Source organism: Lysinibacillus sp. NPDC047702 (assembly GCF_050272555.1).
Taxonomy (GTDB): domain Bacteria; phylum Bacillota; class Bacilli; order Bacillales_A; family Planococcaceae; genus Lysinibacillus.
The window spans coordinates 35,139-57,928 of sequence record NZ_JBNNMG010000029.1 but is presented as its reverse complement, the minus strand read 5'-3'; the positions used below and the strand labels follow the sequence as shown (position 1 = coordinate 57,928).

General features: G+C 37.3%; 21 protein-coding genes, 1 other RNA gene and 1 pseudogene. 19 read left to right on the top strand and 4 right to left on the bottom strand.

Annotation, left to right across the window (positions count from 1 at the left end; all coding sequences use genetic code 11):
- The first annotated feature begins 404 nt into the window (after positions 1–404).
- The 5 genes from ACQKIM_RS14885 to ACQKIM_RS14865 all read left to right on the top strand — a co-directional run bounded on the left by ACQKIM_RS14885 (position 405) and on the right by ACQKIM_RS14865 (position 4,759).
- Positions 405–932, top strand: a complete 528-nt coding sequence (locus tag ACQKIM_RS14885; protein ID WP_427545218.1) for a pyridoxamine 5'-phosphate oxidase family protein — start codon at positions 405–407, stop codon at positions 930–932.
- Positions 933–1,019: 87 nt separating this feature from the next.
- Positions 1,020–2,264: a serine hydroxymethyltransferase gene (gene glyA, locus ACQKIM_RS14880; RefSeq protein WP_427545216.1), complete on the top strand. Its 1,245-nt coding sequence runs from the start codon at positions 1,020–1,022 to the stop codon at positions 2,262–2,264.
- Between the two features lie 23 nt (positions 2,265–2,287).
- Positions 2,288–2,593, top strand: coding sequence for a MazG nucleotide pyrophosphohydrolase domain-containing protein (locus ACQKIM_RS14875; RefSeq protein ID WP_427545214.1), 306 nt, complete (start codon positions 2,288–2,290; stop codon positions 2,591–2,593).
- Positions 2,594–2,777: 184 nt separating this feature from the next.
- Complete coding sequence (locus tag ACQKIM_RS14870; RefSeq protein ID WP_427545212.1) at positions 2,778–3,521, top strand: YggS family pyridoxal phosphate-dependent enzyme; 744 nt, start codon at positions 2,778–2,780, stop codon at positions 3,519–3,521.
- A gap of 17 nt (positions 3,522–3,538) precedes the next feature.
- Positions 3,539–4,759 carry a benzoate/H(+) symporter BenE family transporter gene (locus tag ACQKIM_RS14865; RefSeq protein ID WP_427545210.1) on the top strand — a complete coding sequence of 407 codons (1,221 nt, stop codon included), beginning with the start codon at positions 3,539–3,541 and terminating at the stop codon, positions 4,757–4,759.
- A 77-nt stretch (positions 4,760–4,836) separates the two neighbouring features.
- On the opposite strand, the gene ACQKIM_RS14860 is transcribed toward ACQKIM_RS14865, so the two are convergent.
- The 3 genes and pseudogenes from ACQKIM_RS14860 to ACQKIM_RS14850 form a co-directional block, all read right to left on the bottom strand.
- On the bottom strand, positions 4,837–6,267 hold the full coding sequence (locus ACQKIM_RS14860) for a PLP-dependent aminotransferase family protein (protein WP_427545208.1): 1,431 nt from the start codon (positions 6,265–6,267) through the stop codon (positions 4,837–4,839).
- Positions 6,268–6,589: 322 nt separating this feature from the next.
- Positions 6,590–6,718 (bottom strand): annotated as a pseudogene (locus ACQKIM_RS14855) (IS4 family transposase); the annotation flags it as partial.
- Between the two features lie 661 nt (positions 6,719–7,379).
- Positions 7,380–7,865, bottom strand: a complete 486-nt coding sequence (locus ACQKIM_RS14850) for a hypothetical protein (RefSeq protein ID WP_427545206.1) — start codon at positions 7,863–7,865, stop codon at positions 7,380–7,382.
- Between the two features lie 255 nt (positions 7,866–8,120).
- Here ACQKIM_RS14850 and ACQKIM_RS14845 point away from each other — a divergent pair, with 255 nt between their 5' ends.
- On the top strand, positions 8,121–8,483 hold the full coding sequence (locus tag ACQKIM_RS14845) for a VOC family protein (RefSeq protein ID WP_427545204.1): 363 nt from the start codon (positions 8,121–8,123) through the stop codon (positions 8,481–8,483).
- A gap of 157 nt (positions 8,484–8,640) precedes the next feature.
- Here ACQKIM_RS14845 and ACQKIM_RS14840 read toward each other — a convergent pair whose 3' ends face one another.
- Positions 8,641–9,108: a hypothetical protein gene (locus ACQKIM_RS14840; protein WP_427545202.1), complete on the bottom strand. Its 468-nt coding sequence runs from the start codon at positions 9,106–9,108 to the stop codon at positions 8,641–8,643.
- Positions 9,109–9,287: 179 nt separating this feature from the next.
- Between ACQKIM_RS14840 and ACQKIM_RS14835 the strand changes: the two genes are divergently transcribed.
- The 13 genes from ACQKIM_RS14835 (at position 9,288) to ACQKIM_RS14775 (ending at position 22,786) form a co-directional block, all read left to right on the top strand.
- A complete protein-coding gene (locus ACQKIM_RS14835; protein WP_427545200.1) occupies positions 9,288–10,538 on the top strand; it encodes a ribonuclease H-like domain-containing protein in 1,251 nt (416 codons plus the stop codon).
- 121 nt (positions 10,539–10,659) lie between these two features.
- Complete coding sequence (gene gpsB / locus ACQKIM_RS14830) at positions 10,660–10,953, top strand: cell division regulator GpsB (protein WP_427545198.1); 294 nt, start codon at positions 10,660–10,662, stop codon at positions 10,951–10,953.
- A gap of 60 nt (positions 10,954–11,013) precedes the next feature.
- Positions 11,014–11,396, top strand: an RNA gene (gene rnpB / locus ACQKIM_RS14825) — RNase P RNA component class B.
- 219 nt (positions 11,397–11,615) lie between these two features.
- Positions 11,616–11,930, top strand: coding sequence for a hypothetical protein (locus tag ACQKIM_RS14820; RefSeq protein WP_427545196.1), 315 nt, complete (start codon positions 11,616–11,618; stop codon positions 11,928–11,930).
- 67 nt (positions 11,931–11,997) lie between these two features.
- Positions 11,998–13,743, top strand: a complete 1,746-nt coding sequence (locus ACQKIM_RS14815; protein ID WP_427545194.1) for a sensor domain-containing protein — start codon at positions 11,998–12,000, stop codon at positions 13,741–13,743.
- Between the two features lie 3 nt (positions 13,744–13,746).
- A complete protein-coding gene (locus ACQKIM_RS14810) occupies positions 13,747–14,883 on the top strand; it encodes a THUMP domain-containing class I SAM-dependent RNA methyltransferase (RefSeq protein ID WP_427545192.1) in 1,137 nt (378 codons plus the stop codon).
- Between the two features lie 86 nt (positions 14,884–14,969).
- Positions 14,970–16,877 (top strand): ATP-dependent DNA helicase, encoded by a 1,908-nt coding sequence (locus ACQKIM_RS14805; RefSeq protein ID WP_427545190.1) that lies wholly within the window; start codon positions 14,970–14,972, stop codon positions 16,875–16,877.
- 243 nt (positions 16,878–17,120) lie between these two features.
- Complete coding sequence (locus ACQKIM_RS14800; protein WP_427545188.1) at positions 17,121–18,563, top strand: histidine kinase N-terminal domain-containing protein; 1,443 nt, start codon at positions 17,121–17,123, stop codon at positions 18,561–18,563.
- Positions 18,556–19,134: an ANTAR domain-containing response regulator gene (locus tag ACQKIM_RS14795; protein ID WP_427545186.1), complete on the top strand. Its 579-nt coding sequence runs from the start codon at positions 18,556–18,558 to the stop codon at positions 19,132–19,134. The genes ACQKIM_RS14800 and ACQKIM_RS14795 overlap by 8 nt, the downstream gene beginning before the upstream one ends.
- 83 nt (positions 19,135–19,217) lie before the next feature.
- Entirely contained in the window at positions 19,218–20,462 is a 1,245-nt protein-coding gene (gene eutH / locus ACQKIM_RS14790) for an ethanolamine utilization protein EutH (RefSeq protein ID WP_427545184.1), read from the top strand.
- A gap of 26 nt (positions 20,463–20,488) precedes the next feature.
- Positions 20,489–20,830 (top strand): BMC domain-containing protein, encoded by a 342-nt coding sequence (locus ACQKIM_RS14785; protein WP_283871719.1) that lies wholly within the window; start codon positions 20,489–20,491, stop codon positions 20,828–20,830.
- Positions 20,831–20,843: 13 nt separating this feature from the next.
- Complete coding sequence (locus ACQKIM_RS14780) at positions 20,844–21,341, top strand: EutP/PduV family microcompartment system protein (RefSeq protein WP_427545182.1); 498 nt, start codon at positions 20,844–20,846, stop codon at positions 21,339–21,341.
- A 20-nt stretch (positions 21,342–21,361) separates the two neighbouring features.
- Positions 21,362–22,786: an ethanolamine ammonia-lyase reactivating factor EutA gene (locus ACQKIM_RS14775; protein WP_427545180.1), complete on the top strand. Its 1,425-nt coding sequence runs from the start codon at positions 21,362–21,364 to the stop codon at positions 22,784–22,786.
- The last annotated feature ends 4 nt before the right edge of the window (positions 22,787–22,790 follow it).

Genomic DNA, 22,790 nt, shown 5'->3' with positions numbered 1-22,790 from the left:
CAGTCGGAACGGAGATCAACCCCTCGTTTTGAAAAAGGGCTATACTTTTTAATTTGTCACCTTGATGTCATTGACATAATAGTATTTCAACACTATGAATTTAGCTTAACAAGCTAAATTTAAAAAGTCAGTTCCTTAGAGTACAGGAATTCGACTTTATTAGGTTGAAATTCTCTTAGTATACACACTTTCCAGAATGTTGAAAATTACTCCTATTTAGAAAAAGAAAAAAGGGTTGTATCGTGCAATTTAGCACTTAAAATAGGTGCAAATTATCTTCCGAAGTGACTTGATTAGCACTAATTATTAGCTGTTATGGATTGCATCATTACTATATTTTTGGACATTTATATTCAATCCAAAGGCTGATAGACTTACAGAATACAAGATTAGGAGTGATAACAATGATTGATGTACGCTACAAAATTAGAGAAGTATTAGATATGAACAAGATTGATGCATTTTTGCAGCATGCTCGTATTGGGCATCTTGGAATGGTTGATGGTCAACAACCTTATGTAGTTCCGCTGAATTTTGTTTGGTCAAATGGAAATATTTATTTTCATGGTGCTGGTGGTGGGCGACGAAATAAAGTGGTTCAAGAGAATTCGGAGGTCTGTTTTACTGTATGTGAGGAATATGGAACAATCACTAATCCTGTACCAGCCAAAACAGATACTGCTTATATGAGTGTCATGGTTTTTGGCGAGGCAAAGCCTGTTGTCAATTTAGATGAAGCTACATATATGCTGCAAGAGATGATTGATAAATATGTACCTGGTTACTATAAACGTCCATTATCCAAACAACATGTAGAGAAATACCAATCTGCAGTATTCGGTGGTTCTGTACAAGTCTACAGAATTGATCCTCAACATATAAGCGCAAAAGAAAATCCGATTGAGGAAGGGGAAATGTTCCAAACTGAATAAACAAAGTTTATATCATAATGTCTATTAAAAAGTATCTACATAAATAGGCATGGAAAATTAAAATTTCAAATAGAAAGGATTTTGTATATGAGATATTTGGAGCAGCAAGACAGAGCGATAAGTAATGCCATCCAGCAAGAGCTTTCACGTCAACGTGATAACATCGAGTTGATTGCCTCAGAGAATTTTGTAAGTCAGGCGGTTATGGAGGCTTCTGGTACAATACTTACCAATAAGTACGCAGAGGGGTATCCAGGACGTAGATTTTATGGGGGCTGTGAACACGTAGATATTGTTGAAGAGCGTGCTATTCAGCGTGTTAAAGAACTGTTTGGTGCTGAACATGCGAATGTACAGCCGCACTCTGGAGCACAGGCCAATATGGCAGTCTATTTTGCTTCTGTTAAATCAGGAGATACAATCTTAGGCATGAATTTATCGCATGGAGGGCATCTAACACATGGCAGTCCCGTGAATTTTTCAGGGAAATTCTATAATTTTGTCCCATATGGTGTAGATAAAGAAACGGGGAGAATTGACTTTGATCATGTCCGAAAGCTAGCTCATCAGCATAGACCACGTATGATTGTCGCTGGTGCCAGTGCCTACCCAAGAATGATCGACTTTGAGTTATTCGCTGAAATTGCGAACGAGGTTGGAGCCCTATTTTTTGTAGATATGGCACATATTGCAGGGATTGTTGCAGCTGGTCTGCATCCTAACCCTTTACCACATGCTCATTTTGTGACCACGACAACCCATAAAACGTTACGTGGACCAAGAGGGGGTATTGTTATGTGCCGTAAATCGTGGGCACAAGCAATTGATAAAGCGATTTTCCCTGGATTACAGGGTGGTCCGCTTATGCATATCGTTGCTGCAAAAGCAGTTGCGCTGGGAGAGGCACTAAATCCAGATTTTAAGGGATATATTGAGAAGGTACTGGAAAATGCCAAAGTATTAGCTGAAACATTTATGAGTGAGGGATTAACAGTTGTCTCAGGAGGAACAGATAATCATATTATCTTACTGGATTTGCGTACAATTGGGCTTACTGGTAAAGAAGCTGAAACAATACTTGACGAAGTGGGCATTACAGCAAATAAAAATACCATCCCTCATGATACAGCCAATCCATTAGTAACAAGTGGTATTCGATTTGGTACCCCTGCAATCACAACTAGGGGATTAGGGCCAAAGGAAATGAAAGAAATTGCTCAATTAATTGCACTTGCCCTGAAAAATCCTAAGGACACAGTAGTTAAAAATCAAATATTAGATAGTGTGAGAGAAATAACATCTCAATTTCCTTTATATGAAGGACTTCATTAATAAACTAGTTTGGAGAATAATAAATGGATATTTCAAATATGCAAAAGTATGTAAGACAATTTAGTGAAGAAAAAGGATTTACGATCAATACAATTCAAACTAGAATGCTATATTTAGTTACTGAGGTTGGCGAGTTAGCTCAGGAAATTTTAAGTATTTCCTTTCATCCAACAGAGGAGAAGGTCCGATTAATAAAAGAAAATATTGGTTTGGAGATGTATGACGTAATTTTCAATATAGTCGATCTCGCCAATCAATTAGATATTGATTTAGAGGATGCATTTCAAAAAAAGATGGAGATCAATAAGTGCAGAACATGGTATGAATAAAGCCATATAATCTAAAAAGCCACTACCCCTAATCGCACTAGAGGTAGTGGCTATTTTTGATTAGAAGTATTTTTAAAGGATTTATGGATTGTTAGAAAATATATTTATGGATGTTTTTATACAATCCATAATAATGTATGCTTAGTGCATTCATTACAAAATAAAAGCAAAGGGAGGAAACAAGATGGTTCATTTAGTTGAAGAAAATCTGACAACAGTGAGGAAGCAAATGGCATTAGCTTGCCAAGCTGCAGGTCGTAAGAAAGAAGATGTCAAATTGTTATTGGCAACAAAAACGGTTCCCCTTGAAAAATTAAAGATTGCTATGGAGGCAGGGGAAATGTTGTTTGGTGAAAATAAAGCACAAGAACTTCGAGACAAATTTCCGCTTATGGAACAACATAACCAAGTAGAATGGCATTTTATCGGGCATTTGCAAACGAATAAAGTCAAATATGTTGTGAAGTATGTTACGTTGATTCATTCTGTTGATCGTTTGAAATTAGGACAGGCATTACATAATCAGCTTGTGAAAGAGAATAAAACGATGGATATTTTAGTACAGGTGAATACATCCCGTGAAACAAGTAAATTTGGTGTATCACCGGAACTAGCATTGGAGCTAGTTGAGCAATTATCCCAATTTGAAACATTGAATATAAAGGGGCTAATGACGATTGGAAAATTGAATGCCACAAATAATGAAACTAGGCATTGCTTCCAATTATTAAAGCAACTGCAAACTCAAATTCGAGCAAAAGAAATTCCTCGTGTCGAGATGGATATTTTATCAATGGGCATGTCTGGTGATTTCACTGTTGCCATTGAGGAGGGCGCTACGATTATAAGAGTGGGAACCAAAGTGTTTGGACAACGCTATTTGCCAGATGAATACTATTGGAATGAAAATAAGTTACAGGATGATTAGGAGAGGAGGAAAAGTCTATGAACGTTACACAAAATTCATGGCGTGTTCATGATTTGCTATCACCCGCAATAGCTGCTTTTATATCTGTCATTGTCAACTACGGTGGTACTTTTATTCTTGTCTTTCAGGCTGCTAAGGTTGCTGGTCTTAGTCCAGAAATGACTGCATCTTGGATATGGTCAATATCAATCGGGGTTGGGATAACTGGCATATGGTTAAGTTATCGCTACCGTGAACCCATTATTACGGCGTGGTCAACACCTGGTGTGGCATTTCTTGTTTCAGCATTAGCACTTACACCCTATCCGGAAGCGATAGGTGCATATATGATTTCTGCTATAGGATTTATTATTTTAGGATTAACGGGAATGTTTGAGCGCTTTGTCCAGCTTATTCCACCAGGCATTGCTTCGGGACTTCTTGCTGGCATATTACTACAGTTTGGTATTTCAGCCTTTGGCGGAGCAAAAGTTGATCCTTTGCTTGTCGTTATTCTATTTACTACGTATATAATTTTAAGACGATTTACATCTAGATATGCAATTGTAGGCATCCTGCTTACTGGACTAATTTATTTGATTGGTATGGGGCAGGTGGATTTTAGCAATATCAAATTAGCCCTTGCATCTCCTGTATTTGTTGCACCAGAGTTTTCGCTTCATGCCTTATTGGGCGTTGCGCTACCACTTTTTATTATTACTTTGACTGGACAATATATGCCAGGGATGCTAGTACTGCGAAATGATGGATTTAAAACGAGCGCAAATCCAATTTTGATAATAACAGGATTAGGCTCACTTCTAACAGCTCCATTTGGATCTCACGCTTTTAATATTGCAGCTATTACCGCTGCAATTTGTACAGGAAAAGACGCCCATGAAGATTCAAAAAAACGTTATATTGCTGGTATAATCTGTGGTATTTTTTATATTATTGTCGGCATTTTTGGCGTCACATTGGCAGCTTTATTTTTAATTCTCCCTGCCACATTCATTGCCACATTAGCGGGCTTAGCATTGCTTGGTACAATAGGCAGCAGCCTTGCTAATGCTTTGATCAATCCAGAAGGACGTGAAACAGCACTAATTACTTTTTTGGCTACTGCTGCAAATGTCACATTACTTGGAGTGGGAGGAGCGTTTTGGGGACTCGTTGCAGGTTTAGGTGCTCATTTATTGATAAATGGTCAGCTACTAAGGAAACAACAAAATATGAATAGCATGCAGCAAACTAAATAAGAAGAGACTTAATATAGGCAGCCATCTAAAATAAGGTAAGATGGCTGCCTTCATTTTGGTTGTAGAGTTAACAAGTATTATAATAATAGCTTTGCCAAACGACCAATCCCTTCTTCAATTGCCGCCTCATCTATTTTAGCAAATCCCAGTACCCACCCTTTCCGATTACTTTCTAAGCAATATTTACTAAGTGGATAGACACGAACGCCTTGTTTCAGCGCTAGATTCGTCAGTTCCTCTTCTTCAAAGGATTCCTCAGCCTCGAGAAGCATATGAAGGCCCGTTTCAATACCGCTTAATTTAAAATGTTTACCTAAACCTGTTGCCATAATGGCCTTTGTCATAGCCTCATGTCTACGGCGATAGACATTTCTAACTCTTCTCATATGACGCATAAAATGACCGTGATCAATAAAATGGGAAAGCGTTAGTTGTTCCATAATTGGAAGATGGCGGTAGGTCAATGCTTGTACTTGCGCAAGCTGGCGAATGGCGTCTTTTGGACCAATAACTGCTGAAATTCGTATACCAGGAGCCACCATTTTGGAAAAACTCATCATATACAATGTATGTTGAGGCTGCTGACTAAATAAAGTTGGAAGTGGACCACCACGATACCTAAATTCGCCATCATAATCATCTTCTACAATCCAAAATTGCTTTTGAGCAGCCATTTGCAACAATTGCTGTCTGCGGGGTTCTGACAAAATAACGCCGACTGCACACTGATGGGAAGGGGTAACAAAAGTAAGCTTTGATTGCGGATGAATGTGATCAACCTGTAAACCGTACTCATCAACAGGAACAGGAACAACATTCATACGCCGAAATTTCATTGTCATCCATGCTGCGGGAAATCCAGGATCTTCAACAGATACTGTTTCACCTTCATGTAAAAGTGCCTGAGCAATTAAATCGATACTATGCTGTGCACCTGAAGTTAAGATAATTTGATCAATATCTACATGAACTCCTCTTTCGAATGTCAGATAACGTTGAATCTGTTCACGCAGGGGTGTAAACCCATATGGATTGCCATATCCCCATGTGTCCAAATCTGCAACGGCTGATGCCTGTAAAAAAGATTGCCTCCAAATTTTTCGGAAATGCTCGTCCAGATATGGCTCATGGGGGCAAAAATCAATTTCAACATGCTGATGTTCTGAACCTCTAAACCAATTGTTCAATTGATCAACAGCTGATCTTATGTAGGGTAATTCAGGTGTGGAAGGTCCTTGGTGCATAAATTCCTCCTGTGAACCAGCTTTATAGCCCCATTCACTTACTCTTGTTCCACCACGCCAGTTTGTAACAGTATATCCACGGCTGAATAACTCCTCATATACAATTTGGATGGTTGAGCGCGAAACACCAACTAATAAAGCGAGCTCTCTAGTTGGGGGAAGTAGCTCCCCTGGTGGCCATTTCCCTGTTGTAATATTATGAATAGCTTGGTCAAGCAATTGCTGCCATATAGGACTCTTATCCTCTCGATTCACTTTTAACATTTCAATCACTTTCCAATCATAATAAATATTTTTAATATGGACTGTTGGATTGTGTAAAAAAAATATATAAAATACATTCCATAATTTGAATGCTATCATAATTATATGTTATTTTGCAATGAAGCCGAAAGTAACTTTTCTATTTCACACATGTTGATTAACCAAATTCATCCAGCATTTACTTGATAAAGTTCCTGATGAAATGCGAGTATCTCTTTGAGACCGATGCACCACTCAACAGGCAGGGTAGCGCAAAGAAGCTGGCGTTTAAAACCAACGAAGGGTAAGTGTTTACAGTTGTTTTTCTTGTGTCCTTCGGTATGCAAAAACTTTAGTAACATATAAACAATTAAGGCCGCAAAAAGCTGATTAAATACCGCATTTTTCGTCGTGCCAACTAACGCAGGTACATTTAAGTCTGATTAATCCAGCGAAAAAAGGATTCAATTGCCTAGCGTTCTTTTGTTTGTTTTTGAGCCGTGCCAAGCGTATAGAAAAATTCACATAAAACAAAATAATTACCTATCGATATTATAAATATTGAATTTTAATAAAATATTGAATATTATGTATATAGGTCTTCTGACAATTGGAGCAGGGGTTACTACAATTGAAACGGCATAACGGCTTATTTTATTCCTCCTGTGGGTCTTACTGTTGGAATTGCTGCAGGCTTAATTTGTATAGGAGCGGGTGCGTTAACAGTTGCTAGTGTAAATTGGATGTGGAGTTTTAATAAGATGGTCTTTTGATACACCATTCTGGACAGATTCACAATGTTAATTAAAGGAGAGAAAAACAAAGGTGTCGGCTTTCCTACTTGCAAAAATACTTAGCGGTCTTGCATTTGTGTTGATTCTAATTAAAATTTTATTCTTTAAAACAGAGAAGAATAAAAATGATAAGTATTTAATTTACACACTTCTATTAATTATTATTTTTGTTAACATTTCAATCTGGTTTAGTGCAACAGTAACTAATTCTTAAAGTAAAAAGAAAGGTGGATATTCCTTATAAGGAAATCCCTCAGTAATTACATATTTCTTCTATCTAATATAAAAAAGTAGAAGGATTTCTCCAACTACTCTCCATCTAAATTATTTATGTCCTTATTATTTGGGCTCTGTTAAATCATCTATGTACTTCCATGTAGATGTAAATTCAGTATCACCTAATAAATTTTCGGCGAAATTTAATAATTCTTGACTTTCTTTACTATCTGCTCTATCCGAAGATACAATGAGATCACTCATCTTAAATGGATTTACTAATTCTGTCATTTCATCATTTGTAAACTCTAACCTTCTCACTAAACTACCAGAATTTTGTTTTCCCTCTACAATTATTTCAATCCATTTTTTCTTTTCATTAGCTGAAGATATTTTATAGTCCGATATAGTTTTTGTGCCTTGGTCAACCGTTGTAACCTTATCTTTGCCAATGTAATAATGTGTATCTTCAAACTTCGGGTCTTCAGACTCACTTACCCAATGACCAATTATTGCAGTTTCAACAGATGAAGTATCTCTTCCCCCACTACAAGCTGTTAATAAAATGGTTGTCAAAATTAAAAACAAAAAAGATGTTTTTTTAGACAATTCTCTTCCTCCTTTTACAAAAAATACATATACAATATTACCATATACTCAACATAAAGAAATAACAAATAATTATTTTATACATTTACTTCTAACTATTATTATTTCATTAACAGTTCTGAAAATACCATCAGCTATTGACCTATTTCCTTATCCTTCCTAGCTGATTTTATAAAGGCTTCCTTCGACAAATTAAAGGATTCGGCACTATTATCCTAGAAGTAAATATCGATTATGAATTAAAGGAGGATAAAAATGGTTATATGCCTGCATCACGTTCAAATAACAATTCCAAAAGGTGAGGAAGAAAAAGGGAAGCAATTTTACTGTCAGGTCTTAGGACTAAATGAAATTGAAAAGCCCGACTCGCTTAAAGGTCGAGGCGGTTTTTGGTTACAGCTTGGCAATAAAGAGATACATGTAGGAACAGAGGATGGCTTCAATAGATTAACGACAAAGGCGCATATTGCCTATCAAGTTGAAAATATAGAGCACTGGAAAAAGGTATTAACCGAACAACATATTGAAATACTTGAGTCAGTCCCTATTCCTCATTTTGAACGTTTTGAATTTAGAGACCCATTTGGAAATCGTGTTGAGATGATTCAAGAAATTTAATTCTTCTCAAAGATACAGTTGAATAGAAATTACCTTCTATTCAACTGTTATTCAAGCCAAGTACTTTACAAAGCTCTGGGAATTTACTTTTACACAAGATTAAGGAATTTCTTCGCTATCTGCCACTTCAGCCTCTCTACCCGTCAGTTTGGTCGCTCTAACCACCACATTCAAAAAGAAAGCAACCAGTTTCTCTAACGATTTGAAGGGGCACCCCTGTGCTATTTGTAAAGCTAACGTGCAGTTTAATACCGGAACGTTCACCATGATAAAGCGCCCGTGGCAAGCGATTTTTCCCGACCGTGATTGTTGTGGAATCAATCGCCAATAACTCTTTTTTCAGTTTACGTCTCGCTGCTCGGTTTAATCGGCTGACAATCAACTCAAAAATACGTTTGACGATTAGATAGTTCAGTTCACCTAAACGTTTGGAAAGCGTAGAATAATCTACTGGTTTCAAGCCTTTCTCTGTTGCTATATCGGAAGCGTAACGCAAGCTTTTCCATTCGAATGCAACTGCGCCAACTAAGTAATTTAGAAGCGTTGGTACACCACATTTACGCGCCTTATCTTCAAACTGAAATTCAGCTAGAATTCCATTGATTTCTTCCTTTTCTATGTTCATTGTTGCTAAACCACACATCCATAACTAGAGTCCTTTGAAATTGTGTGTTACTATAAAATACAATAATTTAATCATTAATTTAGGAATATATGGTAATGAAATCCACCGGCAATTTCTAATCAAAAGTTGTTGCAATAGTATTGATATTACAATTTATAGGCAGAAAATGAGTGAAATATATGTCATACGAAAACAAAATCCTACAAATGAAAAAAATGCTTGGTAAAAAAACTACGACAACAGTCAAACAAGAGAAGCCTGTCACATATCAAAAGCCCGAAATCCCTAGCTATACAGAGCGATGGGAAAGGGCTGGGTTGACTGTTGTAGAAAATGATTTTGGTATTGTTTTTAAACGGCAGGTGCATTATCCGTTTCATTATCAACACGGTCATTATAAGTTGCAGTCATTTTTCGAGGCACTAGCCAAATGGCAAGAGGCAAAGTTTGAGCATCCCTATGCACTAGATAGCAAAGAACAGGTATTATTTTTCGATACGGAGACGACAGGCTTAAAGGGAGTAGGTACACAAATTTTTCTTCTCGGTTTTTTAGAGATTTCAGATGAAAGCTTTATTTTGACGCAATATCTACTTGCAGATCCAGCACACGAAGCAGCATTACTTTTTGAGTCAAAGCTTTGGCAAAAAACTGCAACAGTCATCACCTACAATGGCAAAAGCTTTGACTGGCCACAACTTGAAACACGTTGGACGCTCCACCAAAAAGAACTACCTAAATTACGTTCACAACGACAAATCGATTTGCTGCATAGTTCAAAGCGTTTATGGAAAAATGATATGGAACGGATGAAGTTAAAATCGGTGGAAGAGGAGAAGCTTGGCTTTTCACGCATTGCCGATATACCAGGATATCTCGCACCTATTATTTATTTAGATGCTATTAAAAGTGGTATGCCTGACGCACTGATGAAAGTACTGCTTCATAATGAATGGGATTTACTTTCACTAATTACACTCTATTCTCACTCCACAAACTTGTTGTTTGAGGAGACAAATGAAGAATCTGCTAATACGTTCACCAATATTGGGAAATGGTATGCAGATTTAAAGGAGAGCACTCAAAGTGTGAGGATATTAGAAAAGGTAACTACGCAATTTGATGCACTTGAGGCAGGTCAAGCACAATATTATTTGGCCTTACAGCACAAAAGAAATAAAAAGTTTAACGATGCAATTGATGCCTTTGTGGCTTCTCTTCATTTCATTGATTCACGAAAAAAGTTGCATGCTTTAGAACAGCTAGCCATAATCTATGAGCATCAGCTAAAAGATTATGCACAGGCCCTTTATTATACGCAGGAAGGCATACAATTAATAAAAAAGGATGAGCAATGGAGAGTAGAACAAAAACAGAAATGGGAAATTTCTTGGGAAAAGAGATTATACCGATTAGGAAATAAGAAATAATTTCCCGGGTAAGCGCATGAAACGACAAGTTTAGCCTTACAATTGGTGTTTTCAGACGATATAATGTGGTGAAGTATGCTATAATGATTTCGTGTATGTAGTGTGAGGAAGGGCGATGTGAATGGACATTAAATTAACGTCAAAAATGATCCTTGAAAAGGAATTTAAGAAAAATTTTAAAGGCTACAATGTAGAAGAAGTCGATTCATTTCTTGATGAAATTATTCAAGATTATGAAACGTTTGAAAAAGTGGTGGCCCAACTACGTGATGAAAACAGACAGCTTAGAGAAGAAATTGATAGTACTCCTAAGAGACAACCTGTTGCGTCGACAGCTGGTACGACAAACTTTGATATTTTAAAACGTCTTTCAAATTTGGAAAAACATGTATTTGGTAGTAAGTTATACGAATAATTTTTATCATTTACATTGTATTTATTATAAAACTCTAGTATAATCTTTCGTATCATCATGAAATTCGAGTAATCGCTGCGGCGCTAGACGTCGTAGAGGAAAGTCCATGCTCACACGGCTCTGAGATGACCGTAGTGTTCGTGCTTACTGAAAAAATAAGGTAAGGCAGCTGTTAGAGGCTGACGGCGGAAGGAAAACCTAAGTCTTCTTGATATGGTTGAAACTTCCTGAAAGTGCCACAGTGACGAAGCTTGCTTGGAAACTTGCAAGGTGGAACGAGGTAAACCCCACGAGTGAGAAACCCAAATTATGGTAGGGGCACTCTCTAGAAGAAATTGAACGGATAGAGGGACAGAGTTTTGCTCTGTAGATAGATGATTACTACCCGGTCGTACGAGGTGCAAACTGTTTGAGTACTCGGGAACAAAACATGGCTTATGGAATTTATGATGCTTACCTATGAAATAACAAGCGCTCTCCAATTTGGTGGAGAGCTTTTCTTTTGAATTTATCTTGCTTCAGCTGGACTTTACTGTGCGAAAGCGAAGCGACAGCAACAATGTTTACTGTGCGAAAGCGAAGCGACAGCAACAATGTTAACTGTGCGAAAGCGAAGCGACAGCAACATGGTTTTAACTGTGCGAAAGCGAAGCGACAGCAACATGGTTTTAACTGTGCGAAAGCGAAGCAACAACAACAACACACGAGTGAGTGACCAAATTCAAGTTGGTACAAAGCCCCTGACAGATGTCGCGGATTTTGAAGAGGAGCTTTTCGAGCGAGATCAAAAAAATCCGAATGCAATTACGCTGGGGCGTAATAAATTAAGAACATGGTACTTGTTAAAAATGTCTAGACATGCGCGATATATGTTTAAGAATAAGGCAACACACTGTTATGCCTCTGTCTCTACGCTTCTAAGCAAAACATCTGAAACTGTTATCGCAACGATGTACATATATTTGTCTACAAACTAGTAGACTGGCGCATAGGCGCTATTCTATATAATGAGGGTAGTTTAGAGAGATAGGATGGAGCGGAAACATGAACGGAGCGAACAATTGGAATAGTCTGGGGAAACTAAATTCGATTTCCAAATATCCCACTGCCTTAATTACTAAAATCTTTGAAAATGTATCTGAAGGCATAATGATTACGGATAAAGATAAAAAAATTGAAATGGTTAATCCTGCGTTTGAATTCGTAACAGGCTATAAGCGAGATGAAGTTATTGGAAAGACGCCTGCTGTGTTACAGTCGGGGGTACATGAATTAAAATTTTATCTTGAGATGTGGCAAAAGATACGAGAAGATGGCATTTGGCAGGGAGAAATATGGAACCGTCGGAAAACCGGAGATGTATATCCAGAATGGTTAACAATTATTGGTGTAACCAATGATAAGGGTGAGATTACGAATTACTGTGGTATTTTCACGGATTTATCTGAAAGAAAAATAGTAGAGAATGAACTTGAGAAACGTTTGTTAACAGACTCATTAACGGAAGTGTCCAATCGATTTGCTTATATTGAGAGAATGGATGGTCTTCTAGAATCTACTTCTACTATATCTCATTCAGTGCAGCATGCTGTCTATTTTTTAGATTTAGACAGATTTAAGCAAATAAATGATACATTAGGCCATGCGGTTGGTGATACGATTTTAGTAGAAGTGGCAAAGCGCATCAAAACATTGTTAAAAAATAAAGATATCATTGCGAGATATGGTGGCGATGAGTTTATTATTACGTTAACAAATGTAAAAAATGTAAAAGAAGCAGCAAAATTTGCAGAGCAAATTATAGGTATAATCGAAAAACCATTAGATATAAATGGTCGGAATGTATTTATCTCTACAAGTGTAGGCGTAAGTATGTATCCAGCAGATGGTGAAACTACAGAGCAATTAATCCATTGTGCAGATAAGGCAATGACCTATTCAAAAAAGAATGGTCTTAACGGCTATTCGTTTTATTTTGAAGAACTACAAACCGATTCTCAGCGCGTGTTATTATTGGATTCAGAACTACGAAGAGCTATTGTAAATCGTGAATTTGACCTTCATTTTCAACCGAAAATATCTGTTAAAAATGAAGAGATTCAAGGCGTAGAGGCACTAGTACGATGGAATAATGAGAGATTGGGATTTGTATCGCCAGCAGAATTTATTCCATATGCCGAGGAAACAGGTTTAATCATTCCATTAAGCGAAGTCATTATAGAAAAAGCTTGTGAGGCAGTTATTGAAATGCAACAGCATGGACGCAAGTCACCTATTGCTATCAATATATCAAGTATTCACTTTAAACAACAAAACTTTTTAGAATCAATTCAAGCGATATTAGAGCGTTACAATATGCCTGCTAACAATTTTGAAATAGAAGTGACAGAACGTACGGTTATGAACAGTGCAAACGAAACAGTTAGTAAGCTAGTGCGACTCAAAAAAATGGGTTTTAAAATTTCAATTGACGATTTTGGAACAGGCTATTCATCCTTGAGTTATTTAGTTCGATTCCCGCTTGATTGTTTAAAAATTGATCGCAGCTTTATTCAACATATTGCTTCGCTCGATGAAAAACAGGCTGTAGTGGATGCGATTATCCAAATGTCACACCGCCTAAAAATGAAAGTTGTTGCGGAAGGTGTAGAACAGGCACAACAAGTGGATATACTACGTAAAATGAACTGTGATATTATTCAAGGCTACTATTACAGTAAACCATTACCATTAAATGAGCTTATTGAATTTATGGAGTATTGGGAAATTGAGCATCAAGGAAGGAATTAGTATATGGCAAATTATAAATTAGTAGCCACGGCTGCGATGGGCTTAGAGGCAATTGTAGCACAAGAGGTAAATTCACTTGGCTATGAGACAACAGTAGATAATGGAAAAGTCTATTTTGAGGGTGATGAAACGGCCATTGCACGAACAAACTTATGGCTGCGAGTGGCAGATCGTGTAAAAATTGTTGTGGGCCAATTTCCAGCCTCATCTTTTGAGCAATTGTTTGAAAGCGTCAAGGCTTTACCTTGGGAAAAATATCTACCAGTAGATGCAGCCTTTCCAGTATCGGGGAAATCTGTCAAATCAAAATTGTTTAGTGTGCCAGATTGCCAGGCAATTACAAAAAAAGCCATTGTAGAGCGTATGAAGCAGCACTATAAACGTTTAGGGTTTTTGGACGAATCAGGCGCTACCTATAAAATAGAAGTTTCAATCTTAAAAGATATGGCTACACTTACTATTGACACGTCGGGCGCTGGTCTACATAAGCGTGGCTACCGACAAGCACAAGGTGAGGCGCCATTAAAAGAAACACTAGCGGCTGCACTTGTGCAAATTTCAAAATGGAATCCGAATCGACCGTTCGTAGATCCATTTTGTGGTTCGGGCACAATTGCTCTAGAGGCTGCTATGCTTGGGCAAAATATTGCACCGGGCTATAACCGTGAATTTATTTCAGAGGCTTGGCCGTGGATGAAGGCGAAAATCTGGGACGAAGTACGGGACGAAGCAGATAATTTAGCAAATTATGATCAACCACTAGAAATTTTTGGGTCTGATATTGACCATCGTATGGTGAGTATTGCGCAAGAGAATGCTCTAGAGGCTGGGTTTGGTGAGATGATTACGTTTAAGCAAATGCAAGCACGTGATTTTACGACACAGCTAACAGATGGCGTCATGATTGGTAATCCACCATATGGTGAACGTATTGGTGATGTTAAAGTTGTAGAGCAGGTGATTCGGGACTTGGGAACAATCATGAAGAACTATCCAACTTGGTCTGTGTATATGTTGTCCTCCATGAAAAACTTTGAGGAATTATATGGTCGTCAAGCGACGAAGAAACGTAAATTATTCAATGGTTTTATTGAAACGAATTATTATCAATTCTGGGGACAAAAGTCTAAAAGAGATTAAACATTGATAACGGAAGATAAGATTTTTTTCTTATCTTCCGTTTCGTCGCGTATAATAGGACCAGATAGTTAGAGGGGGAACGTCAATTGCGTAAATCTTTACCTTTTGTATTAACAAAGGATCGCTCGTTTTTTGAGTCATTAGGTGACTGGATGGGCGATGTCCTATATGATGAGTTACCTGAAAAAGGCTTTGAATGCCGTGATGAGCAAATTTTTATGGCTTATCAAATAGAGCAGGCTCTAAAAGAAAAAAATGTGCTTTTTGCTGAGGCGGGTGTAGGAACTGGGAAAACGATAGCTTATCTTCTGCCAGCTGTATCCTATGCACGTTATACAGGTAAACCAGCCCTTATTGCTTGTGCGGATGAAACATTAATCGACCAGCTAGTAAAAGAGGGCGGAGATATTTATAAATTACAGAAAACATTAGGGCTTGACATTGATGTACGCTTAGCAAAATCAAGAGATCAATATTTATGCTTAAAGCGCTTTGAAGAGGCTGAAAAAGTAGAGACTGATGAATGGATTGATGATGTTGCGTTTTCTATACCTGACGGTGTATATGCACAAGGATCAATGATTGCCATTCAGCCCTATGGAGAACGTAGTGATTATCCGACAGTCAGTGATGAAGACTGGCAAAAGGTGAACTATAATGCCATTATGCAGTGTTCAGTATGTGATCAACGTAATAGATGTGGTCAAACATTACATCGTGCACATTATCGTAAATCCACGGATCTTATTATTTGTTCACAAGATTTCCTGATGGAGCATTTGGCAACTAAGGAATCCCGTGAGCGTGAAGGGCAATTGGCACTATTACCAGAAGTATCTATGATTGTGCTAGATGAGGGTCACCTATTAGAATATGCTGCTCAAAAAGCAATGACCTATAAAGTGCAGGCGACAACAATTGTTAAGCTTTTAGAACGTTTAATGGTAGATGGTGTGAGAGAGCGGACATTGTATGCCATGGAAAAATTACAAGATGACCATGAGCTATTTTTCGATCAGCTGCGTGATGATTTAGTTGCTTCGAAGGAGGAGCGTAAACGTATCAATAAATCGACAACACTATTAAAGTATGGAAAACAATTGGTTGACGATGTAGAAATATTACTTGAGGAATTCGTCTTTGAATCTGAAATGTATATGATTCCCGAATACGAATTGAATATGGCTGAGGAATACCTAGAGCAATACCAAGCATCCTTACGTATTTTCATAGCACAGGGAGATGCTGTTGATTGGTTAGAGGAAACAGACGGGGAAGAAACACTCGTTATCATGCCACGACTTATAACAGAAGTTTTAGCAGAAAAATTATTCTCTAAAAAACTTCCGATTGTATTTTCATCAGCAACATTGTCTGTTAATAAGGACTTCTCATATATTTCCTATAGTCTAGGAATTCGAGACTATCAATCATTTTCTGTTCCATCGCCTTTTGATTATGAAGAAGTGATGCGAATTTATTTACATGAGCTATCCCAAAAGGAGAAGACATCGCGTGTTCAACAGCTTTTACGTGATGGAGAAAAAACGCTAATTTTATTTAAATCCAAGCAAGCCATGGTAGATTTTAAAGCTGAATTACCACTTATGGAACGGATGTATATGGCCTTTGAAGGAGATCGTGAGCTTTCTGCCATTGTTCGTGATTTTCAAGAGGGTACCATTAAAACATTATGCTCCTATCATTTATGGGAGGGACTAGATTTGCCAGAGGAGGCATTAACACGTGTCATTATTTATGACTTGCCTTTCCCACCGCATGATCCGTTATTTGATGCAAAACGTACGTTTGCAGAAAATCCGTATGAAGAGGTAGAATTACCATTTATGCAATTGCGTCTGCAACAAGGAATGGGGCGCTTAATTCGTACTTCAAACGATCATGGGGATATCCATATTTTGTTAAATGAACAAGAGGTATCTCAGCGTAAAACGTTTGAAAATATCTTAGCTGTTACACCAGAAATAAAATAAAAAAAAGCGGGTTTGCCTTAGGTGCAGGCCTGCTTTTTGTTATATTGAAATAGTAAAATTGACATGAAATGCAGATAGAATTGAAAAAAGTGTTGAATATTTCTCTTTTAAGCTATATAGTTCTTTGTAATGCAACGAAAATTATTAAAATAAATTATTTTTTTTGTTGAAAATAATTTTGCAAAAGGTTTATAATGATGACAAGAAATTTTAAGAATAGTCATTTTCAAGTTTGATTATTCTATGATAGGGGTGTTGAACCTGTCGAACATTCAATCATTGTGTAGTCAATATACAAGCTTATCTTCAACAGATATTGAAAAGTTACTGGAAATAGAAACGACACTATCGTATTATGCAGAGTTGACAGATTGCTATATGTTCATAGATTGTATGATGGAAAATCTACCACATGCAATTGTTGTAGCAGAAGCATTCCCGAAAAAAGAAAGACGTGTATACGAAAAGTCTGTTATTGGGAAATTTGTTTTTGAGAGTTTTGAACCAGCAGTATTTGCTGCTTTTAAAAATAAAGAAAAATCATCCATTTCTAGAGCTGTCACACAAGAAGGTATAACAGTTGAACAAAATGTTGTTCCACTCTTTAATAACGAGCAGCAGGTTATTGCCGTGTTGATTCAAGAAAAAAAGGTGGAGATGAAAACAACACCAAAAGATGATTTTCAAAATATGCCCTTTGCTTTAATTGAGCATATTGTAGAACCAAATTCTCAACCAATACCAGTCGTTTCTGATTTGTTAGTAGAATCTATTATTCTTACTAATCATGAGAACAAAGTAATTTATAGTAATCCTGCAGGCTATCGATTTATCTCAGAGCTTTCAGGGTTAGAACATTTTGACAATGTTGCATTGAATAAGATTTTGCCATTTTTACAAGAGGTGTATGATAAAGGCGATGATGTCTTTTTCTTAGAAATTACGATTGATCGTAAATCCTTCATTGTGAAAAAAATTCCTATTCGCAGTCAAAATGATAAAGTAACACTTCTCATTATTCATGATCTGACAGAGCTAAAGCTGAAAGAAAATGAACTGATGATGAAAACATTTGCAATACGAGAAATTCATCATCGTGTAAAAAATAATTTACAAACAGTTACAAGCCTATTGCGTTTGCAAATGCGAAATGACTTGACTGCTTCAAGTGCAAGTGCTTTTCAAGAGGCATTAAATCGAATATATAGTATTTCATCTGTCTATGAACTGATTTTAGAGAATGAGGATAATGCGGAAGAGAAAGTAGATGTTATCGCGTTATCTAAGAAAATTGGACATAAGATGGTGGGGACATCCAATACACCATCTATTCAATTAGTTTTCCATCATGAAGACATTCAGTTATTCTGTCATTCAAAGAAGGCTGTATCCCTTGCGTTAATCATTTGTGAGCTACTGCAAAATGCATTAAAATATGCTTTTGTTGGTCGTGAGGAAGGTACAATCGACATTCAATTTTTACAGGATACTTCTGTCATTTCACTTCATATTTCTGACAACGGCGTTGGGATGCAAGAAGTGAAGGCATCGTTTGGAATGGAGATTATTACAAGACTTGTTGAATACGATTTAGCTGGCACATTTTCAATTATCCCTAGTGAAGAAGGTACGCATACTCAAATTCAGTTTCCTGTAAGTGAGGAGGTATTTATCCTAAATGACTAGGAAAGTAATGATTGTCGAAGATGAGTCACTTATTGCCATTGATTTAAAATTTATGCTTGAAGATAATGGCTACGAGGTAGTAGCACAAGCAAACAATGGAGAATCAGCAATTGAGCTGGCTTTTGCACATGAGCCACAGTTAATCCTAATGGATATTAAAATGCCCAAGCTAGACGGATTAAAGGCTAGCAAAATTATTGAACAGCAATTGGGTATACCAGTGCTATTTATATCAGCGTATAGTGAAAAAGAATTGCTTCTATACATGAAGCAAGACAATATTTTAGGATATGTCATGAAACCGTTTTCTGAGAAAAATGTCCTTCCAGCGTTGGAGGTGGCATTTCATCAAATTGATAAATTCAACCGTTTAAACGGAGAATTACTGCATAAACAAACTGAATTAGAAAAACGCAAAATCATCGAACGTGCAAAAGGTTTACTGATGCAGTCAGAAAAACTTAGCGAGGACGAGGCGTATAAAAAAATTCGAAATGAAAGTATGCAGACTCAGCAGGAAATGGTGACAATCGCGAAACGAATTATTAATACCTTACAAGTAAATAGTTGAAGCAAAGACGCTTTAAAGAGATTTCTTCTTTAAGGCGTCTTTTTTTATATAAATTTATCAAAATCAAAGGGGTGATGAGTAGGATGGCAATGATAGGAACGATCATCGTTTATATTATTATGATTTGTGCTGTTTTAGGGGCAATCGGAGCAATTCGAGATGCAGAGTATGGGATTGGTAAGGAATTTATGAATGGTATCCATACAGTTGGTCATATTTTCGTACCAGCGGCAGGAATCATGGCAGCTATACCTTACTTAACATGGTTTATTAGTCATTTTATTAGTCCGATTTTTGAATTGATTGGTGCTGATCCTGCAATTGCAGCAACAACCATTCTAGCTTCAGACATGGGCGGCTATCAATTAGCCAATGCTTTAAAAGAGTCATACGAGGGATGGGTAATGGCTCTAGTTGTTGGATTTATGTCAGGAGCAACCATTGTATTCTCAATTCCGATGGGACTTGCGATGTTAGATAAACGTGATCATAAATATATGGCGTTAGGTATTATGGCTGGCGTTTTAACAATTCCGATTGGCGCGTTTATTTCTTCCATCATGATTGTGCTGTTTAATACAGAGGTTCGTGAAGTAATTAGTACAACAGAGGCACCAACATATGTATTTGCTATTTCTGTATTACAAATATTAATCAATTTATTGCCTTTATTTATTTTCGTTATCTTAATTGCATTAGGACTAAAGTTAATTCCAAATGGCATGATCAAGGGCTTTATGATTTTTGGTCGCGTTATGGATGCTGGTATCAAGCTTGTACTTGTGTTCTCTATTGTAGAAATTTTCACAGGAATCTTTACAAAGGTTTTTGGAGCATGGGGCTTTGATCCGATTATGGCAGATGAGATCGATCAATTCCGAGCGTTAGAAACAGCTGGGTATATCGGTATTATGCTAGCGGGTGCATTCCCGATGGTGTACTTGATCAGAAAATATGCATCTAAACCTTTAGAAGCGGCAGGGAAAAAATTAGGTTTATCATCAGTAGGAAGCGCAGGGATTTTAGCAACAATTGCTAATATCTTGGCAATGTTTACACTGATTCGTCATATGCCTCCAAAAGATAAAGTCATTAATATTGCCTTTGGGGTTTGTTCAGCATTTTTACTTGGAGATCATTTATCGTTTACGGCTAACTTCCAGCCAACTATTATTTTACCTGTTATTGCAGGGAAGTTTTTAGCTGGTGTGATTGCGATTATTCTAGCCTATAAATTATCTGTACCAACAGCTTTAAGATTGGAGCAGGAAGATCGCGAGGCAGGCATTATCAAAGAAGGAGAATACCTAACAGACACTAAGTCTTAATAATTTGAAGAAAGAGGTGATGACGTGTGAGTGAAGAAAAAAAGCGGTTTATACAGGAGTTTGTGCCTGGTAAGCAACTAACATTAAGTCATCTTATCGCAAATCCAGATCCTGATATGTTTCAAAAGCTTGGTATTCAAGAAGCAGGTGCACTTGGCATTATGACATGTACACCTAGTGAAACAGTGATTATTGCTGGTGATTTAGCCACAAAATCAGCCAATGTAAAACTAGGTTTTTTAGATCGCTTTACAGGCAGCCTGGTGATTGTTGGTAGTGTCTCTGAGGTGGAAATGGCGATGTTAGAAATTAATCGTTTTTTATCAGAGAAGCTGGGGTATACACCATCAAAAATAACGAAGTCATAGGATGTGCTGCCATATGAAAAATCGAGTAATGATAATAGGTGGTGTGCAAACCGGTAAGTCAACACTAATGAATGCATTATTAGGGAAAGACAGACAAGCCCAAAAAACACAGGCACTCGTTTTTGATGACTGGATTGTAGATACACCCGGAGAATATATTGAAAATCCGATGTATTACAGAAACATTATGGCCACATCACTTGAAGTAACACATGTGATTTATCTGCAGGATGCCACGTCATCAAGGAGTGTTTTCCCTCCACAATTTAGCTTAGGCATTCCAAAGATTCAAATTGGAGTGATTACGAAAATTGATGCACCACTTGCAGATATTGATAGAGCAACAGCATTATTACAAAATGTCATGACACATGGTCCTATTGTCAAAACCTCTTCATGGCAAAATCTTGGTATTGAGTTGATTGCACCACTTATTCAGCTCAATACTGACGAAGAAATTCGTCAATTTGTCAAGGATCGTGATAGTCCTTATCTCATGTATAGCCCTTAGCGGCAAGAGGGAGGAGTAAGTTGAAGACAGAAAAAATTTATAGTGCAGGCATTGATATTGGTACTAGTACAACAAAAATGGTTGTTAGTAGCTTTCTGTTGAAAAATGTTGCGGGGATAACACATGTACCACGAATAGAAATTATTGAAAAAACAGTGTTACATCAAAGTCCTATTATAAAAACACCATTTATCAATCATGAAATGATAGATATGGAAAAGATTGAACAATTTATTTTTCAGCAATATCAGCTCGCTCAAATCTCACCAGCAGAAATCTCTACAGGTGCCATTATTATTACAGGTGAATCTGCTACGAAGGAAAATGCCAGTGAGGTTATTCACGCAATTTCGGATTCCGCTGGTCATTTTTTAGTGGCAACAGCAGGTCCTGATTTGGAAGGAATTATTGCCGCTAAAGGTGCAGGCACAGTGCAACAATCAAAAAATACTGCGAAAGTCATTGCAAATATTGATATTGGTGGCGGTACTGCGAATATTGCGGTTATGCAGTTTGGTGAAGTTATTGGTACATGCACACTTCATGTTGGTGGCAGACTCATAGAATTTCATAATGGTAAGGTTCAATCAATTTCGCCACCGATTAAGAGGCTGATGGAAAAGTGGTCACACCCATTACAGCTTGGTGATTCATCTAGTGATATTCGTGTGACACAGCTTATTCAAGAAATGGTAAGTACATTAGTAAAAACGCTAAATGGTCAATTAACAGATGAGCACCACCCATTACTGTTAGGCCATTTACCTAATTGGATTAAGCCAGTTGATGCTATTGTCTTTTCTGGCGGCGTGGCTTCCTGTATTTATGAAAATGATTGTACACAACGCCAGTATGATGATATCGGCGAAAAATTAGCGAAAATGTTAGTACAGCATGAGCAGCTACAATCATTTTTATGGCTGCAGCCTGAAGAAACTGCTCGAGCAACGGTAACGGGTGCAGGTATGCAAACAACAGAAATTAGCGGGGCAACCATTCAAGTGGATGAAGATGTACTACCTCTGAAAAATGTACCAGTATTCAATTGCCATATGAATACAGCTGCAAAAGCATTTGAAGATACGTTGAAAATGGCAGTGGAAAGAGCAGATGCCTTATTTTCCACACAGGGCAATCGCACACCATTTGCGCTCTATTTTAGCGAATTACCGTATTTAAGCTTTCATGATGTACATGCATTATGTGAGGCTATTTTACAGCACTTGGCAACAAGATGCTCCAAAGAAATACCAATTATCATAGTCATTCAATCAGATTATGCAAAGATTATTGGGCAAACCATCCAGGCAATTAATCCAACGGTTCCAATCATTTGCATCGATCAAATCAAAGTGGAGACTGGTGATTACATCGACATTGGAGAGGTTCTGCCATCTGGCGTTGTTCCTGTTGTTGTGAAAACTCTTGCCTTTCACTCAAAGTAAGGAG